Annotated in this window: 16 protein-coding genes and 1 riboswitch; of the genes, 9 read left to right on the forward strand and 7 right to left on the reverse strand. The window is 71.1% G+C overall.

Features of this window, described 5'->3' with window-relative positions; translation table 11 throughout:
- Window positions 1-61 precede the first annotated feature (61 nt).
- The 5 genes from OHB04_RS38140 (at window position 62) to OHB04_RS38160 (ending at window position 4,641) form a co-directional block, all read left to right on the forward strand.
- Window positions 62-895, forward strand: a complete 834-nt coding sequence (locus OHB04_RS38140; RefSeq protein WP_326809594.1) for an FHA domain-containing protein — start codon at window positions 62-64, stop codon at window positions 893-895.
- Between the two features lie 21 nt (window positions 896-916).
- Window positions 917-1,648 carry a transcriptional regulator FtsR gene (ftsR, locus tag OHB04_RS38145; protein WP_326692204.1) on the forward strand — a complete coding sequence of 244 codons (732 nt, stop codon included), beginning with the start codon at window positions 917-919 and terminating at the stop codon, window positions 1,646-1,648.
- Window positions 1,649-1,722: 74 nt separating this feature from the next.
- On the forward strand, window positions 1,723-2,196 hold the full coding sequence (locus OHB04_RS38150; RefSeq protein WP_326692205.1) for a bifunctional nuclease family protein: 474 nt from the start codon (window positions 1,723-1,725) through the stop codon (window positions 2,194-2,196).
- A gap of 393 nt (window positions 2,197-2,589) precedes the next feature.
- Window positions 2,590-3,075: a MerR family transcriptional regulator gene (locus OHB04_RS38155; RefSeq protein WP_326693099.1), complete on the forward strand. Its 486-nt coding sequence runs from the start codon at window positions 2,590-2,592 to the stop codon at window positions 3,073-3,075.
- Between the two features lie 33 nt (window positions 3,076-3,108).
- Entirely contained in the window at window positions 3,109-4,641 is a 1,533-nt protein-coding gene (locus OHB04_RS38160) for a DNA polymerase IV (protein ID WP_326809256.1), read from the forward strand.
- On the opposite strand, the gene OHB04_RS38165 is transcribed toward OHB04_RS38160, so the two are convergent.
- Entirely contained in the window at window positions 4,557-4,934 is a 378-nt protein-coding gene (locus OHB04_RS38165; protein WP_326809257.1) for a PRC-barrel domain-containing protein, read from the reverse strand. The genes OHB04_RS38160 and OHB04_RS38165 overlap by 85 nt on opposite strands.
- Before the next feature lie 158 nt (window positions 4,935-5,092).
- Window positions 5,093-5,188: riboswitch (glycine riboswitch) on the forward strand.
- Window positions 5,189-5,376: 188 nt separating this feature from the next.
- Here OHB04_RS38165 and gcvP point away from each other — a divergent pair.
- On the forward strand, window positions 5,377-8,271 hold the full coding sequence (gene gcvP / locus OHB04_RS38170; RefSeq protein WP_326809258.1) for an aminomethyl-transferring glycine dehydrogenase: 2,895 nt from the start codon (window positions 5,377-5,379) through the stop codon (window positions 8,269-8,271).
- Window positions 8,272-8,386: 115 nt separating this feature from the next.
- Here the strand turns inward: gcvP and OHB04_RS38175 are convergent, their stop codons facing one another.
- A complete protein-coding gene (locus OHB04_RS38175) occupies window positions 8,387-8,593 on the reverse strand; it encodes a DUF5999 family protein (RefSeq protein ID WP_326692209.1) in 207 nt (68 codons plus the stop codon).
- Window positions 8,594-8,873: 280 nt separating this feature from the next.
- Window positions 8,874-9,545 carry a hypothetical protein gene (locus OHB04_RS38180; RefSeq protein ID WP_326809259.1) on the reverse strand — a complete coding sequence of 224 codons (672 nt, stop codon included), beginning with the start codon at window positions 9,543-9,545 and terminating at the stop codon, window positions 8,874-8,876.
- Between the two features lie 502 nt (window positions 9,546-10,047).
- Between OHB04_RS38180 and OHB04_RS38185 the strand changes: the two genes are divergently transcribed.
- Window positions 10,048-11,544 (forward strand): glutamate--cysteine ligase, encoded by a 1,497-nt coding sequence (locus OHB04_RS38185; RefSeq protein ID WP_326692211.1) that lies wholly within the window; start codon window positions 10,048-10,050, stop codon window positions 11,542-11,544.
- Window positions 11,545-11,548: 4 nt separating this feature from the next.
- On the opposite strand, the gene OHB04_RS38190 is transcribed toward OHB04_RS38185, so the two are convergent.
- On the reverse strand, window positions 11,549-13,396 hold the full coding sequence (locus tag OHB04_RS38190; RefSeq protein ID WP_326692212.1) for a substrate-binding and VWA domain-containing protein: 1,848 nt from the start codon (window positions 13,394-13,396) through the stop codon (window positions 11,549-11,551).
- 319 nt (window positions 13,397-13,715) lie between these two features.
- Here OHB04_RS38190 and OHB04_RS38195 point away from each other — a divergent pair, with 319 nt between their 5' ends.
- The gene (locus OHB04_RS38195) at window positions 13,716-14,483 is read left to right on the forward strand and encodes a CPBP family intramembrane glutamic endopeptidase (protein WP_326693100.1); all 768 of its coding nucleotides are present in this window, start codon (window positions 13,716-13,718) and stop codon (window positions 14,481-14,483) included.
- Window positions 14,484-14,518: 35 nt separating this feature from the next.
- Here OHB04_RS38195 and OHB04_RS38200 read toward each other — a convergent pair whose 3' ends face one another.
- On the reverse strand, window positions 14,519-15,352 hold the full coding sequence (locus tag OHB04_RS38200) for a PhzF family phenazine biosynthesis protein (RefSeq protein WP_326692213.1): 834 nt from the start codon (window positions 15,350-15,352) through the stop codon (window positions 14,519-14,521).
- A 202-nt stretch (window positions 15,353-15,554) separates the two neighbouring features.
- Between OHB04_RS38200 and OHB04_RS38205 the strand changes: the two genes are divergently transcribed.
- Window positions 15,555-16,190, forward strand: coding sequence for a PadR family transcriptional regulator (locus tag OHB04_RS38205; RefSeq protein ID WP_326692214.1), 636 nt, complete (start codon window positions 15,555-15,557; stop codon window positions 16,188-16,190).
- A gap of 131 nt (window positions 16,191-16,321) precedes the next feature.
- Here OHB04_RS38205 and OHB04_RS38210 read toward each other — a convergent pair whose 3' ends face one another.
- Together OHB04_RS38210 and OHB04_RS38215 are read right to left on the reverse strand one after the other, a co-directional pair.
- Complete coding sequence (locus OHB04_RS38210; RefSeq protein ID WP_326809595.1) at window positions 16,322-16,984, reverse strand: DUF4232 domain-containing protein; 663 nt, start codon at window positions 16,982-16,984, stop codon at window positions 16,322-16,324.
- Window positions 16,963-17,100 (reverse strand): hypothetical protein, encoded by a 138-nt coding sequence (locus tag OHB04_RS38215; protein WP_326693150.1) that lies wholly within the window; start codon window positions 17,098-17,100, stop codon window positions 16,963-16,965. The genes OHB04_RS38210 and OHB04_RS38215 overlap by 22 nt, the downstream gene beginning before the upstream one ends.
- Between the last annotated feature and the right edge of the window lie 268 nt (window positions 17,101-17,368).

A 17,368-nucleotide genomic window follows, 5' to 3' on the forward strand; every position in this document is an offset into this window, starting at 1 on the left:
TACGGGTCACAGACGTTATCCGGGCGTCCTGTGTGATCAATGAGAGCATCGAGGGTCTGTCCTGCCCCACGGGCGGGTCTGTTTCGTGCGAGGGGAATCGCCCGTGAGTATTTTTGCGAAGTTGTTCGGCAAGAGCCGCCAGGACGGTGGCAGCGCCGCGCGGCACCGTGCTTCCCGGAACGCGGAGATGACGGGCGGCGCACCCGGGGACGGCGGGGAGCGCCCGTTGTTCCGGGACGAGGTAGCACCTCGTAACGGAGACACTTCGAGTGGTCACGGAGCTGTTTCTGTTGACCCTGGCACACAGGGGCGCATAGGTTCCGGAGCACCGCCAACCTCAAATACAGGTGGAGGTTCTGCCTTGCCGGTGTGTAACAGGTGTGGAACCCAGGCCGCGGAAGCGAGCCGGTTCTGCTCCAACTGCGGAGCCCCCCTGCGGGGAGGCGTCCCCGCGGAGGGATCGTCCGAGACGACCTCCACGATCTCCATCTCCGGTCTGGAGGCCTACGAGGCGGAGGTGACCGGGCAGCACGCCTCTCCGGTCCTGCCGCCCGAGGCCCAGGCCGCCGTCGACGCGCTCCCCGTGGGTTCCGCCCTGCTGATCGTGCGGCGCGGTCCCAACTCGGGCAGCCGCTTCCTGCTGGACGGCGAGCTGACGACCGCCGGGCGGCACCCCGAGAGCGACATCTTCCTGGACGACGTGACGGTCTCGCGCCGCCACGTCGAGTTCCGGCGGGGCAGCGACGGCGTCTTCACCGTCTCCGATGTCGGCAGCCTGAACGGCACCTACGTCAACCGTGAGCGGATCGAGTCGGGCGTGCCGCTGGGGAACGGGGACGAGGTGCAGATCGGAAAGTACCGGCTGGTCTTCTTCGCGAGCCAGCGCACCTTCTGACACCTCCCGCAGGGAAGGCTCATGCTGCACACACCGTCGGGCGGTGCCTCTCCGGGCACCGCCGCCGGGCAGAGCGGTCCGATGAGCATCGGCGCCGTGCTCCAGGCGCTTCGTGAGGAGTTCCCCGAGGTCACCGTCTCCAAGATCCGTTTCCTGGAGGCGGAGGGCCTGGTGGAGCCGGACCGTTCCCCTTCCGGATACCGGAAGTTCCGAGCCGAGGACATCGAGCGGCTCAGCTATGTCCTGAGAATGCAGCGGGACCACTACCTGCCCCTCAAGGTCATCAGGGAGCATCTCGACGCCCTCGGCAGAGGCGAGCCGCTGCCGGCGGTCCCCGCCCCCACCCGCGAGATCCAGGAGCCGGAGGTGACGCCTCCGGCTCCTGCCGTGCGTATAGGGCGCAAGGAGCTGCTGGCCGTCGCCGAGGTGGACGAGGAGGAGCTGGCGGAGTGGGAGTCGTACGGCCTGGTCGGCGCCGCCTCCGACGGGGCCTATGAGCTGACGGAGGTCACAGTGGCCCGGCTGGTGGCCGAGCTGGGCCGTTTCGGGCTCGAACCGCGCCACCTGCGGGCCATGAAGGCGGCTGCCGGGCGCCAGGCGGACCTCGTGGAGCAGCTTGTGGCACCCCTGCGGCGGCACCCTGATCCCCGTACCAGGGCCCGGGCCGAGAGCACCGCACAGGAACTCGCGGGGCTCTCCGTACGGCTGCACGCGGCCCTTGTGCAGTCCGCCCTGCACCCGCGCGGTGACTGATTCGGCACACGGATGCCCTCACCGGAAGGCTGCCCGACTACCCAAACAGGCGCGGCACGGCCTAGGGTTGCTGTGTGAATGAGCTCGACGTCGTGGGTGTCCGGGTGGAAATGCCCACCAACCAACCGATCGTGCTCCTGCGAGAAGTGGGAGGCGACCGCTACCTCCCTATCTGGATCGGCCCGGGGGAGGCGACGGCGATCGCCTTCGCCCAGCAGGGCATGACCCCCGCACGCCCACTCACCCATGACCTGTTCAAGGACGTCCTGGAAGCAGTGGGTCAGGAGCTGACCGCGGTCCGCATTATGGATCTGCGGGAGGGCGTGTTCTACGCCGAGCTGGTCTTCGCCAGCGGAGTCGAAGTGAGCGCACGTCCGTCCGACGCCATAGCGCTCGCCCTGCGCACGGGAACGCCGATCTACGGCAGTGACGGTGTGCTGGACGACGCCGGGATCGCGATCCCGGACGAGCAGGAGGACGAGGTGGAGAAGTTCCGCGAGTTCCTCGACCAGATCTCTCCCGAGGACTTCGGTACCAGCAGCCAGTGACGGATGGCGTCCGTAGCCCCGCCGGGGCCGCGGCGCCCCTACCGGAGACCTGGCTTCATCCTGGCCTGGCCATTCGGCCAGCCATTCCCGGACCAAGGGTGCGCGAAACCACCCTGTGGGGCATTATCACTCGCCATGCCGAGTGTGGCGATCGTTGACGCACCCGGAGTGACTGCCTACCTTCATGTGGGCAGGTTCCGGGGGTAACCCGGGATGTGAAGGACGGAGGTCGGCGTGACAAGCACCGGCGGCGAAGGTACGGCGGCTGGCGACTCGTCCCCACCCGACGGCCCTCCCCCAGCCTCCGGCCGGGAGGTGCCCCCGGGGCGGCCGTCCACTCCACCGGCGGACCCCTCGTCGGACGACCCCCCGGCGGACGCCGCGCCGGAAGAGGTGGGATATCGCGGGCCCACAGCCTGCACGGCGGCGGGCATCACCTACCGGCAGCTCGACTACTGGGCTCGCACCGGCCTGGTCGAACCCAGCATCCGGCCCGCGTACGGCTCCGGCACCCAGCGGCTCTACAGCTTTCGGGACATCGTCGTCCTCAAGATCGTGAAGCGTCTTCTGGACACCGGGGTCTCTCTCCAGAACATCCGCGCCGCCGTCCGCCACCTGCGCTCGCGGGGCAGGACCGACCTGGCCCGTATGACGCTCATGAGCGACGGCGCCACCGTCTACGAGTGCTCCTCGCCCGACGAGGTCGTCGACCTGCTCCAGGGCGGGCAGGGCGTCTTCGGCATCGCGGTGGGTGTGGTCTGGAAGGACGTCGAGGGCGCGCTCTCGCAGCTGCACGGCGAGCGGGTCGACACGGGGGAGACCCTGGTCGGACACCATCCCGAGGACGAGCTGGCGCGCCGTCGCAACCGCGCGGGCTGAGATTGTCAGACCCGTACGGCAGCATCGGCAGACGTGAGGAGCCAGCCGACCATCCTGCATCTGGACATGGATGCCTTCTTCGCCGCGGTGGAGCAGGCATCCAAGCCCAGCCTGCGCGGGAAGCCCGTGGTCGTCGGAGGGCTGGGCCCGCGCGGGGTGGTCTCCACGGCGTCGTACGAGGCGCGACGCTTCGGTGTGCATTCCGCGATGCCCACGGCGCAGGCGAGGCGGTTGTGTCCCAACGCGGCGTATCTCGGCTCCCGCTTCGGGGTCTACCGGGCGGTCAGCGACGTGGTCATGGAGCTGCTGCACCGTCTGTCGCCTCTGGTGGAGCCGCTGAGCCTCGATGAGGCGTTCGTCGACCTGGAGGCCGGGGAGGCGCTCGACGGGACCTCAGGCGGCCCGCAGGGGGCTCGTGAGGTGGGGGAAAGGCTGCGGGCGGACATCCGTGCGGCCACCGGTCTCAGCGGCTCTGTCGGGCTCGCGGGGTCCAAGATGCTGGCCAAGATCGCCTCGGAGCAGGCGAAGCCCGACGGGCTGGTGCTGATAGAGCCCGGCACCGAGCGGGAGATGCTGGCGCCGCTGACCGTGCGCACCCTGCCCGGGGTGGGCCCCGCAACCGCCGAGACGCTGCGCAGAGCCGGGATCACCTCCGTCGGTGAGGTGGTGGAGGCCGGCGTGGATGAGTTGCTGCGGCTGCTGGGCAAGGCGCACGGCACCTCCGTGCACGCGATGGCGTACGGGACCGACGACAGGCCGGTGGTGGCCGAGCGGGACGCGAAGTCGGTCTCCGTCGAGGACACCTACGACGTGGACCTCACCGACCGTACGCGGGTGCGGTTGGAGGTCGAGCGGCTCGCCGGGCGCTGCGTGACGCGGCTGAGAGCGGCCGGGCGCTCGGGCCGGACGGTCGTGATCAAGGTGCGCAGCTATGACTTCTCCACGCTCACCAGATCCGAGACCCTGCGTGGCCCCACCGACGACCCCGGGGTCGTCAAGGAGTCGGCACAGCGGCTGCTGGAGGGAGTGGACACGACGGCGGGCGTGCGGCTGCTCGGCGTGGCCGTGAGCGGCCTGGCCGACTTCACACAGGAGGATCTGTTCGCCCAGGCCCAGGCCGCGCGCAGCGAGGCGGAGGCCGAGGCGGCGCAGGAGGCCGCGGAGGCTACGAAGGAAGCGGCGGGCGCGGGGGAGGAGAGCGCGCTGTCCGGCGCGCACGAGCCGGTGGTGCTCGCCGACCGGCAGTGGATTCCCGGGCGGGACGTACGGCATGCCGAGCACGGCAGGGGCTGGGTGCAGGGCAGCGGCGTCGGGAAGGTCACCGTCCGCTTCGAGGAGCCCGACTCGCCGCCGGGCAGGGTGCGGACGTTCTCCGTGGACGACCCGGACCTGGAGCCGGCCGAGCCGCGCATGCTGGACGCCCAGATCGCGGCGGTGCTGGCCTGGCGCGAGGGCGCGTCCGGCAGCGGGGGGCGGGCAGATCAGTCCCCGGCGCCGGCAACCCGTCCGAAGTCGTGGTCCGGAGGGACCGGGGCCTCGCCTCCCACGGGCACGTCCAGCCCGTAGTGGTGGTAGAGCTGAAGTTCCTGTTGCGGGGACAGATGGCGGCCCACCCCGAAGTCAGGAGCGTCTTTGATCAGGGCCCGTTCGAAGGGGACGCGCAGCCCTTCCCTGTCCAGGCTGCTCGGCTCCAGCGGCACGAAGGCGTCCCTGCTGAACAGGCCGGTGCGCAGGGCTGCCCACTCGGGTGCGCCTGTGGCGTCGTCGAGGTACACCTCGTCCACGGTGCCTATCTTGGTGCCCTCGCGGTCGTACGCTTTGCGGCCGATCAGGCTCCGCGGATCGATGTCGGTCTGCACGGTGTCTCCCTCCCACGGTGAGCAGTCGCCGGGGATGCGTGTACCCACAACGAATCAGTCGTGTACCCACAACGAAACGGCACTTTTCCGGGATTGGCCACTTGAGTGCACGTCGGGTCGCTGCTCGAGGGGCCGCTGATAAGCTCATAAACGGCTGTCGACCCCGTGCGGGAGAGTCCTCCGGTGAGTGCCGGGGGCGCCGAAGGAGCAACTCCTCCCCGGAATCTCTCAGGCTCACGTACCGCGCGGACGAGGTCACTCTGGAAAGCAGGGCGGGCCCGGACCAGCGCCGATGCCCCTCCTCACCGACGGTGAAAGCCGGGCCGTCCGGCATGTGGGCGGACCGGTGAAACTCTCAGGTTGAGATGACAGAGGGGGAGGCCGTCCGGGCACCCGTGACAGGTGCCCCTCGTAGGTCGCAGAGACCAGGAGGCCCCCGCAGATGACTTCCCACCGCATCCCGCTCTCCTCGCTGGAGCGTGGCGCCCCCTTCGAGAGCCGCCACATCGGCCCCGACAGTGCCGCGCAGGCCAAGATGCTCGCCCAGGTCGGCTACGGCTCGCTCGACGAGCTGACGGCCGCAGCCGTGCCCGACGTGATCAAGAGCACCGAGCAGCTGAGACTCCCCGAGGCGCGTGGTGAGGCCGAGGTGCTGGCGGAGCTGCGCTCCCTCGCGGCGCGCAACCAGGTGCTGCACTCGATGATCGGTCTGGGCTACTACGGCACCTTCACGCCGCCGGTGATCCTGCGCAACGTCATGGAGAACCCGGCCTGGTACACCGCCTACACCCCGTACCAGCCGGAGATCAGCCAGGGGCGGCTGGAGGCGCTGCTCAACTTCCAGACCGTCGTCGCCGACCTCACGGGGCTGCCCACCTCCGGCGCCTCCCTGCTGGACGAGTCGACGGCGGCGGCCGAGGCGATGTCGCTCTCCCGCCGGGTCGGCAAGGTCAAGGACGGCGTCTTCCTGGTCGACGCGGACTGTCTGCCGCAGACCGTCGCCGTGCTGCGCACCCGGGCCGAGCCGACCGGCGTCGAGATCATCGTCGCGGACCTCGGCGACGGCATCCCGCAGGAGGTGGTCGAGCGCGGCGTCTTCGGCGTGCTCCTCCAGTACCCCGGCGCCTCCGGTGCCGTGCGCGACCCGCGTGCCGTCGTCGAACGCGCGCACGAGCTGGGCGCCGTCGTCACGGTCGCCGCCGATCTGCTCGCGCTGACCCTGCTGACCTCGCCGGGTGAGCTGGGCGCCGACATCGCCGTCGGCTCCAGCCAGCGCTTCGGGGTACCCATGGGCTTCGGCGGGCCGCACGCCGGCTACATGGCGGTGCGCGAGAAGTTCGCCCGCAGTCTGCCCGGACGGCTCGTCGGCGTCTCCAAGGACGCGGACGGCGAGCAGGCGTACCGGCTCGCCCTCCAGACCCGCGAGCAGCACATCCGCCGGGAGAAGGCCACCAGCAACATCTGCACCGCGCAGGTGCTCCTCGCCGTGATGGCCGGGATGTACGCGGCCTACCACGGTCCCGACGGGCTGGCGGCGATCGCCCGCCGTACGCACCGCTACGCCGCCGTTCTCGCCGCCGGGCTGCGCGGCGGCGGGGTCGAACTCGCGCACGACGCCTTCTTCGACACCGTCACGGCACGCGTACCCGGCCGGGCCGCCGAGGTGACCGGGCGAGCCCGCGAGGACGGGGTCAATCTGCGGCAGGTGGACGAGGACCACGTCGGCATCGCCTGCGACGAGACGACGGGCCGCGCGCAACTGACGGCCGTCTGGAAGGCGTTCGGCCTCGCCGCCGGCGCCGTGGACATCGACGAACTGGACGCGGCCACCGAGGACACGCTCCCCGCCGGCCTGCTGCGCACCGACGAGTACCTCACCCACCCCGTCTTCCACGAACACCGCTCCGAGACGGCGATGCTGCGCTACCTGCGCCGCCTCGCCGACCGGGACTACGCGCTGGACCGGGGCATGATCCCGCTCGGCTCGTGCACCATGAAGCTGAATGCCACCACCGAGATGGAGCCGGTCACCTGGCCCGAGTTCGGCGGGTTGCACCCCTTCGCGCCGGCCGAGCAGGCCGAGGGCTATCTGACGCTGATCCACGAGCTGGAGGACCGGCTCGCCGAGGTCACCGGCTACGACAAGGTCTCCCTCCAGCCCAACGCCGGCTCCCAGGGCGAGCTGGCCGGGCTGCTGGCCGTACGCGCCTATCACCATGCCAACGGCGACGCGCAGCGCGACATCTGCCTCATCCCGTCCTCGGCGCACGGCACCAACGCGGCCAGCGCCGTGATGGCGGGCATGAAGGTCGTGGTCGTCAAGACCAGCGACAACGGTGACGTCGACGTGGACGATCTGCGGGAGAAGATCACGCAGCACGGCGAGCGACTGGCCGTTCTGATGGTCACCTACCCCTCGACGCACGGCGTGTTCGAGGAGCACATCACCGACGTCTGCGCCGCGGTGCACGACGCCGGCGGCCAGGTGTACGTCGACGGCGCCAACCTCAACGCGCTGCTCGGGCTGGCCAGGCCGGGGCGGTTCGGCGCCGATGTCTCCCACCTCAACCTGCACAAGACCTTCTGCATCCCGCACGGCGGCGGCGGGCCCGGCGTCGGCCCGATCGGGGTGCGCGAGCACCTGGCGCCGTACCTGCCCAACCACCCGCTCCAGCCCGCCGCGGGCCCGGAGACCGGTATCGGTCCCGTCTCCGGAGCGCCCTGGGGCTCGGCCGGGATCCTGCCGATCTCCTGGGCGTACGTCCGCCTGATGGGCGCCGAGGGTCTGCGCAGGGCGACACAGGTGGCGGTGCTCAGTGCCAACTACATCGCCAAGCGCCTGGAGCCGCACTACCCGGTGCTCTACACGGGGCCGAACGGGCTGGTGGCGCACGAGTGCATCATCGATGTCCGGCCGCTGACCAAACAGACCGGCGTGAGCATCGACGACGTCGCCAAGCGGCTGATCGACTACGGCTTCCACGCGCCGACGATGTCCTTCCCGGTCGCGGGCACGCTGATGACAGAGCCCACTGAGAGCGAGGACCTGGCGGAACTCGACCGCTTCTGCGAGGCGATGATCGCCATCCGTGCGGAGATCGAGCGGGTCGGCTCGGGGGAGTGGGGCGCGGAGGACAACCCGCTGCGCAACGCGCCGCACACCGCGGCCATGCTCGGACGCGAGTGGGAGCAGGGCTACCCGCGCGAGGAGGCGGTCTTCCCGGCGGGGGTGCGGGCGGCCGACAAGTACTGGCCGCCGGTGCGGCGGATCGACGGTGCCTACGGTGACCGCAACCTCGTCTGCTCGTGCCCGCCGGTGGCCGAGTACGACGACTGACCCACGGCCCGGGCCTGCGGGGAGGCGGGTGAGGGCCGGGCACATGTCAGGGCCGGTGCGGCGGGACGCCGGGCCGGCCCTGGATGTTCTGTGACGTTGGCTCGAAGCCCGCTCGTCAGGCGGCTGTGGTGATGTGGTGCGTACCGAGCGGCCGGTGCGGAGCGATGATCTGGCCGTCCGGCAGCAGCTCACCTGTGTCCTCGAAGAGCAGGACCCCGTTGCACAGCAGGCTCCATCCCTGCTCGGGGTGGTGGGCCACGGGCTGCGCGGCCTCCCTGTCTGCTGAGTCCGCTGTCGGGCACGGTGGCTGGTGCTTGCACATTGTCGGTGTCGTCTTCCGTCGTGTGGTGGCGTCTGTCCTGCGGCTTTGGATGCCCATAGCCGATCCCCCGTAATTCCGGTCCGTCCCCCAGTGTTCCGCCGCTGGCTCGAATCCGCAGGGATTTCGCGTCAGCACTTTCCCAACCGCACAGACGCGTCACCCGGGCGGGCGGTTGCGCCCAACGACACGGTCACTTTGGGGGGTTCACCCGGCCCATAGGACTAGTCCATCCGGAGGGTCGCACGGACACGCACGGCCGCGCCGCAGGACAGACGGCGTTTCACGCGGGCGTGCGCAGCAGGGACGCCGGAGCCGCGACCAGCCTGCGGGTCAGCACGGGGAGCAGCGCGTCCACGCGGTGAGGCTGGTGCGGGGCGATGCCGGGAGGCGCGGGCGCCAGCGGGATGAGCAGGTCGGCCGGGTCGGGCGAGCCGGCCGAGGGATCCGCCGAGATGTCGCGGTGCAGCCACAGCGTGAGCATGTACAGCTCGGGGACGGACAGCAGACGTGGCTGGTAGGGCGTGGGCAGGGCCTCGGCCTGGCGCAGCGCGCGCACGGTGGACATCACGTAGGGACCCTGTCGGAACTGGCCGAAGGCCCAGCCGTCCGGGGTGAGGACCGCCTCGGCCGTACCGGCGTGCGGCGCCGGGGACCGGGTGTCGCCCTGCTCGGCGCCGGTGTCGCGCACCAGGAAGCGCCAGCCCGTCAGACGGGTACGGGGCCCGCTTGTCCCCGGGTCGCCCTCGCGGAGCGCGGCGGCGCGCTGCTCGGTGGTACGTGGACCGACGTGCACCATCTCGTGCGCCGGAAGCGGAAGTTCGGGTCGCAGAGGACCCCGGGCGGCGCGCAGCGCTGCCGGGGCGCGGGTACCGCGGACCGCAGTGGGAGAGCTCAGAGCGGTCAGGACACTGCGCAGGGCGGGGGCTGGGGCCGGGGGTACGTGAAGCGGCATGGCGGGTCGCCTCTCTTCGGAGACATATGGTGCTCGGCGGGGGCGCGGACGACTGTGTCGGCGCAGGGGTGGCCGCGGGCGCGGCGGGGGCGTCGACAGGAGCAAGCCGGGGGCGCCAAGTCTCTGCCTCGTTCGCGGAGTTTATACGAGATGTGTTCGAGTGGGGTTTCCGCTAACGTACTCCGGTGTTTCCCGTAAGGGCATAATCGGCCGAATCGGCAGGCTTTTCACCTGCTGCGACGACAAGGAGGCCCCAATGACCTTGGATTCCACTCGAATCGCGGTCGGCCTGATGTCGTCGGTGTTTTTCACGAGACGCACGCGAAGGGCACCCGGCCCCGCCGTATGCCGAAGGAATGTGCCGTGCGTCACCTGCCAGCCTAGCGGCAGTTGACCTCCGAGTCAGCACTCGCAGGCGTTATCCGGCGCGATGAGGGGCATCATCGGTGCACGCTCGGACCGCACGCCCGGACCGAACCACGAACAGGGGAGGAACCCTCCGATGGGAGAGAAGGTCGTGGCCGGCAGGTTCGACCTGTCCGACCGCCAGCGCTACCGGCAGAAGCTGCGCGAGTGTCTGCGGGGACTGGCGCAGCTCCTGGAGGAGAAGAGGTTCGACCGTCCCAGGAATCTCATGGGGCTGGAGATCGAGCTGAATCTCGCCGACGCCGGCGGACAGCCGTTGATGGTGAATGCGGAGGTTCTCAAGCACATCGCCTGCCGAGATTTCCAGACAGAACTGGGACAGTTCAATCTGGAAGTGAATATTGTGCCGCACGCGCTCTCCGGGAGGGTATTCGACCAGCTCGCCGAAGAACTCCGCACCGGTCTCTCGTACGCGGACCGGCAAGCGCGCGAGGTGAACGCGCGCATCGTCATGATCGGAATTCTCCCGACCCTCACGAATCGCGATCTCACGCTGGCCAACCTCACGGAGGGCGACCGCTACACGCTGCTCAACGACCAGATCATGGCATCGCGCGGCGAGGAAGTCGCCCTCGACATCGCCGGCGTCGAGCATCTGACCTGTACCTCGGAGTCGATAGCCCCCGAGGCGGCCTGCACCTCCGTACAGCTCCATCTTCAGGTCACCCCCGGCCGGTTCGCCGACGTGTGGAACGCGGCGCAGGCGGTGAGCGGCGTGCAGATCGCGCTGGGTGCCAACTCCCCCTTCCTGTTCGGCCATGAGCTGTGGCGGGAGTCGAGGGTGCCGCTCTTCCTCCAGGCCACCGACACCCGCCCGCCCGAGCTGAGCGCCCAGGGCGTGCGCCCGCGCACGTGGTTCGGCGAGCGCTGGATCAGCTCGGCCTACGACCTGTTCGAGGAGAACCTGCGCTATTTCCCCTCGCTGCTGCCCATCTGCGACGAGGAGGACCCGCAGCAGGTGCTCGCGGCCGGGGGCACGCCCTCCCTGTCCGAGCTGACCTTGCACAACGGCACCGTCTACCGCTGGAACCGGCCCGTCTACGGAGTCATGGACGGTGCGCCGCACCTGCGGGTGGAGAACAGGGTGCTGCCCGCCGGGCCGACGGTCACCGACGTGCTGGCCAACACCGCCTTCTACTACGGGCTGGTGCGCGCGCTGGCCGACGAGCAGCGGCCGGTATGGACCCGGATGCCGTTCGGGGACGCGGCGCGCAACTTCGACGCGGCCTGCCGGCACGGCATCGATGCCGAGCTGTGGTGGCCGCGCTCGGGCCGGGGACCCGGCATGGTGCGCATGCCCGCCACTCGGCTGGTGCGCGAGGAACTGCTGCCGCTCGCCGCGGCCGGACTCGACGCCTGGGGCGTGGCGCCGGCCGACCGGGACCACTACCTCTCGGTGATCGAGGAGCGCTGCCGGCTGCGCGTCAACGGCGCCTCGTGGCAGGTGGGGGCCTACCGGCGCGCGCTGGAGGCGGGCCTGGACCGGGACAAGGCGCTGGCCGCCGTGACGCGCGCGTACTGCGAACGCGTCGCCGAGGGCGGAGCCGTGCACACCTGGGCCGAAGGGCCGTAGCGGATCAGCTTCGGCTGCCCGCCTCCATGACGGCTTTGAGGATCACCGCGTGGATCTGCGCCGGGTCGTTGACCTGGTGCGCCGAGCCGCCCGTGGCTTTCGCGATCTCCTTGGCGGACTTCTCGTCGGCGTCGGGACCCACGGCGATCGCGATCAGCGGCACCGGCGGCTTGCCATCGCCCATCTCCTCCAGCTCGGTGACCAACTCCTGGCGCGAAATGCTGCCGGGGTCCTCGTTGGCGCCGTCGGTGAGCAGCACGACGGCGTTGAACCTGCCCTGGGCGTAGCCCCGGCGAGCCTCGCGGGAGGCGGCGAGTGCTGTGTCGTACAGGCCCGTCGCGCCGCCGGGGATGGGCTTCATCTTGCCGAAGGCGCCGGTCAGCCTGTCGCGCTGCGTCACACCGTCGTCGTCGCGGTCACCCAGGCGGTCCGGGGGCACCAGCTCGCGGTAGTCCTTCTTGCCCTTGAGGCGCGTGGAGAACTCCCACAGCCCCACCTCGTCCTGCGGGGTGAACTGCGAAAGGCCCCGTATCAGCGAGGCTTTGCTGACATCCATCCGTGACTGTCCGTCACGGCCCGGCACCGGTGCCGCCATCGACGCCGAGGAGTCCACGACGAGCGTGAACCTGGCGCTCTGCACGGTGATCGTCCACATGCCCAGCGCCGCCCGGACGTTATCGGCCGAGGGAGGCTCGCCCGGGGTCGCGGTGTAGGGCTGGGGGGCGCGCGCCCCAGCCCTACGCGCGAGGCTCTCACCGGCCTGGCCGCCGGCCGGCCGGAAGCCGTGCGCGGCCAGGGCCCGCTTGCCCTTGCTGCCACCGAGGAGGGTCTGGAAGCGGAGCGCCGCCCGGCTCGTCGTGGTGCCCAGCTTCTTGCTGTTGACGAGGGTGTAGGGGTAGTCCAGGGCCGTCGACCCGTTCTTGGAGGTGTCGGGGTAGAAGAGCCGCAGCCCCGGGGTGTCGCCCCGGCTCCTGTTGTGGGCGAAGGCGGCCTGCTCCGAGAGGACGAGGGCCTGGTTGCGCTGCGGATTGCCCAGTTCGGCGCCCGAGTTGTCGCGCGGCAGTGTGGCCAGCACCTGGGAGTCGCCCGGCGCGGTTCGTTCGGCCAGCTGCTTGGCCGCGGCTGCCGCCTCGGTCCCCGAGTCCTTTCCGCCCTCCTTGACGGTGGCCTCACGGATCCGGGTCAGGGCGAGCAGGCCGGTCGCGCTGCGGGAGGGGTCGGCACTGCCGATGCGCAGATCGTTGTCCCCCGTGGTGGCGGAGGCGATCCGCGACCAGGAGTAGGCCTTGCCCGGCCAGCCCATCCGCCGCGCCGCCGAGGGCACGGCGGCCAGGGTGAGGGGCGAGCTGGCGACATTGCCGAGCGGATCCAGGGACGGGGCACGGCCCGAGGTGGCGGCGCGGTCCACCCATATCCGGGAGTCCGGCAGCCATACGTCGTAGTCGACGTTCGCTCCCTTGCCGCCGCGCTGGAGCGTGTCAGCCACTTCGGCGCCGGTGCGCTCGCTCACGTGTACGTTCAGACACCGCCCGTCCGACTTGGTCTCGCTCTCGCGCGCCTCGTCGGCGACCCGGCGCAGTGCCGGGGCGATCTCCGGTGACGCGGCGACCCGCACTTCGACGGAGGAGCCGTCGCAGTCTCCGCCGAACGGCAGCATGCCCGAGCGCGCGGCGACGAAGGTGCCCGCGCCCAGGACCAGGACGAGCGCAGTGGCGAGCGTGACCTTGCGCCGACGCGACCGCCCCCGGGACTCGGGGCGGCGGCGCGCGCCGGACCGCTTCGAGTGTTCGAGCGCGCGGGGGCCCCGCGCGCCGTGCGGACCGGGGTTGTCGGGCAAGCTGTGACGTGGCATGGCGTAGGCGCTCCTCCTGGAAGCCTTCCTGGCGGCACGGCAGAGGGGCGGCACACCTTGACTGCGCTCGTCCCCCCGGTCGATCGCGCACATAGTTCGCACCTGCGTTGTTCGTACCTGCTTTCGTGACCTTAGCGTGATGCGGGTACGGATGAGGCCGGATTGCTGAACCGGGTCAGCGGGCCCGTACGGGCGGTGCGGGACGGGGAGCCGGCCGGAGGCGTGGGACGGGGGAACGGGATGGGAACGGCATTCGGAACTGGAGGTTCGTGTGCGCGCACAGGCGCCTGACAACCCGCCCTCACCGCGGGCGGCACTCATCGAGGACGGGCCGGAGCGGCGGACGCTGCGTACGGAACTGCTGCTGGTCCTGGCCCTCTCGCTGGGGGCGAGCGGGGTCTCCTCGGTGATCCACTTCGTCGGGGCCCTGACCGAGCCCGGCGGCCTGGCCGACCAGGCGGCGCAGCTCAACTCTTCGCGGGCGCCGGGGCGCCCATGGCTGGATCTGGCCTGGCAGCTCTTCAGTATCGTGACGGCGCTGGTGCCCGTCGCACTCGTCGCGCACCTGCTGGGCCGCGAGGGGGCCGGAGGGCTGCGGGCGACGGGGTTCGACCGGCTCAGGCCCGGCTTCGACCTGGGCCGGGGCACCGCCGTCGCGGCCGGGATCGGCGGCTGCGGCATCGCGTTCTATCTCGTGGCCCAGGCAAGCGGGTTCAACCTCACCGTGGAGCCGGAATCGCTGCCCGGGGTGTGGTGGAAGTATCCGGTGCTGATCCTCTCCGCCGTGCAGAACTCCGTGCTGGAGGAGGTGATCGTGGTCGGCTACGTGCTGCGCAGACTGGACCAGTTGGGCTGGTCCGTACCGGCGGCCGTGTGCGCGAGCGCCGTACTGCGCGGGTCGTACCACCTCTATCAGGGCGTCGGCGGCTTCCTGGGAAACCTGGCGATGGGCCTCGTCTTCGGCCTGCTGTACCGGCGTTGGGGCCGGGTCGGGCCGCTGGTGGTCGCGCACGCGCTGATCGACATCGTCGCCTTCGTCGGCTACGCGCTGCTCGCGGGGAAGGTGGACTGGCTGCCCACGCCGTGACCCGGCAGGAGTGGCACCGGGTCACGGCGCGGTGGTCACAGCTCCGCCTCCAGGCGCGCGTCCAGGACGGTGAGGGCGTTTCCGCCCAGCAAGGTGCGCTCTCCGCGCAGCCGGGTGTGGACGAGACCCGTGCGCCGTGAGGCCTGGAGGCCGGTGAGGTCGTTCCGGCCCAGCCGTTCGGACCACAGCGGGGCGAGTGCGGTGTGCGCGCTGCCGGTGACCGGGTCCTCCGGCACACCCACGGCGGGCCCGAAGACCCGCGAGACGTAGTCGTGGCCCCTGTCGGCGGACCCGTCATGGTCCGCGGGGGCCGTGACGATCACGACTGGGCTGGGCAGCGCGGTGACTGCGGCGGAGTCCGGGACGAGTCCGCGCAGCGTCTTCTCGTCCGCGACCTCCAGGAGCAGCATGTCCAGGCTCCCGGTGTCCCAGGCGGCCACGAGGTGGGCGCCTAGCGCGGCCGGGGCGTGCTCGGGAACGGGTATCGGGCTGAGCCGTGCGGTGGGGAAGTCGAGGGTGAGGGTGCCGTCCGTGTCGCGGGTGGCCATGAGCACCCCGCTGAGCGTACGGAAGCGCACCGTTCCGCCCTCCGGCAGCAGTCCGTCGGCGGCCAGCAGATGCGCGGTGGCGAGCGTCGCGTGGCCGCACAAGGGGACCTCGGTCGTCGGTGTGAACCAGCGCAGCGCCCAGTCCGCGTCCCCGTCGTCGGGAAGCGGGCGCGCGAAGGCGGTCTCGGCCAGGTTCATCTCGGCGGCGAGGGCCTGTAGGCGGGAGTCGTCGGGGTACGGGCCGGCGTCGAGAAGTACGACGGCGGCGGGGTTGCCGGTGAAGGGGCGCTCGGCGAAGGCGTCGACTGTACGGATCCTCATGCGCTGGAGCGTATGAGGATCTGTCTGCCCTGGATACGGCCAATTCTCGGTGGGTGGCCCGGCACGTGCTCCGACGGGTGGCTCGGCTCGGGGATCAGGGCGTAGCTCAGCAGAGGAGAGCCAGGGGTTGTCATGCGATGCGTCCCGATATATCGTTGAGGCATCGCGACTGATCAAGGATGTGTAGCGAAAGGAGTCAGCGATGTTTCCCGACGGAGATGAGAAAGGCGCACGGGGATTCGGACCCGGCGAGCGGCGAGGCCCCGGCGGGCCGGGGCCGCACGGCGGCCCGGGCGGACACCACCGACGGCGTTCGGCCTTCGGCCCCTTCGGCCCGTTCTTCGGGGACGGGCCTCCCTTCGGAGGCCGGGGCCGGGGGCACGGCGGGCCGCGGGGAAGGGCGCGGCGCGGCGATGTCAGGGCGTCGATCCTGGCGCTGCTCAAGGACCGCCCGATGCACGGCTACGAAATGATCCAGGAGATCGCCGAACGCAGCGGGGGCGCGTGGAAGCCGAGCCCCGGCTCGGTCTACCCGACGCTTCAGCTGCTGGAGGACGAGGGCCTCATCAGCAGCGAGAGCGAGGGCGGCAAGAAGCACTTCTCGCTCACCGAGGCGGGCAGGACCGAGGCGGAGGCCGGAGCGGACGCGCCATGGGAGGACGCCGGACGCGGCGTCGACTGGGAGGCCATGCAGGAGGTGCGCACAGCGGCCGGAGGCTTGGCCTCTGCGTTCCAGCAGGCGTGGACCACCGGCACGCCCGAGCAGCGGGAGAAGGCCCTCGGAGTCGTCAACGACGCGCGCAAGAAGCTGTATCTGATCCTCGCCGAGGAGGATTGAACCCCGGGTGCCCGCGAGGGCGCCGCTCGGAGTGACGGCGGTGGCCGGGTCCGGTGACAGACCGGATCCGGCCACCGCTGCGTTCGACCACAGTACGGAGGGCTACGGGGTGCCGGGGCTTCCCGTAGGCCTCAGTGCGCGGGGCCTTCGCCGGTGCTCAGGGCTGTGGCCTGGATCCGGCCCTTGGCGCACACGGTGCCCAGGTCCCAGCCGGTGCCGAGCGAGTGGCGCTCGTCGGGCGGGATGATCCGCAGCGCGCCCGGCGTGGGACAGGACCCGTCGGCCGCGTCTCCGGAGGAGGACACGACGGTCCAGTGCAGCCGGCTCCAGGCGCGGTCGTCGGGCTTCAGCGTGATGGGCTGCGCTTCATGGGCGCGGTCCCGGGCGGTTTCCGTCGGGATCCGGCCGCCGCCCTCCGAGGTGAGCTGAAGACCTGGCCAGCCTTGGGTGCGGCACGGCCTGTCCGAGGTGTTGGTGAGGACGAGCGCGGCATAACGGTTGCCCGCCGCCGCCTCCAGCTGCCGCAAGGACGCGGAGAGCGTGCCGGGAGAACAGTGTGGAAAGCCCGCGCCCTGACCGGGAGGGCGCGACGAGGGCGTGCGGCCCGCGCCGGAGGCGGACCCGCCCCCCGGCGTCTTCCCGGAGGTGGCCGCTGACGTCGACGGACTCCGTGGTGGGGCCGAGTGCGAGGGAGTTCGGGAGTCACCCGGCGCGGGGCCGCCGGACGAGGACGAGACCTTGGACGGCCCCGAGGACTGCGATGTGCACCCGGTCACCGCCAGCGCCGCTGCCACCGCCAGCGCGAGGAGCGCCGGGCGGGCTCGTGCCCGGCGGGCGCGAGGGCGCCGGGCGGGTCCTCGCCGGGCGGGTGCCGCGCACTCGCGGGGAGTTCGACGGGTCGAGGGTGCATGGTGTGGGGCCATGGGGTCTCCCGGTGCTCCCGTAAGCGGATTTCACGCCCTTGGACTGACGTACTTCTCCGGATGTTCCCTGCTACTCCCGGCTCACTCCCGGGCGCCGGTGTGGTGCGCTTCGAGCCGCCGGATGCGCGCCGCGTCGAACAGGTCGTAGACGCGGGTGGCGGGAGTCGTCATGACAGGGGAAGGCGGACCGGAACAGGTCGCCGGGCAGTGCGTCTCCCGGTGCGTGCACGCGGTAGACGTACTGCTTTCCGTCGG

The sequence above is a fragment of the Streptomyces sp. NBC_01775 genome, assembly GCF_035917675.1.
Classification (GTDB): domain Bacteria; phylum Actinomycetota; class Actinomycetes; order Streptomycetales; family Streptomycetaceae; genus Streptomyces.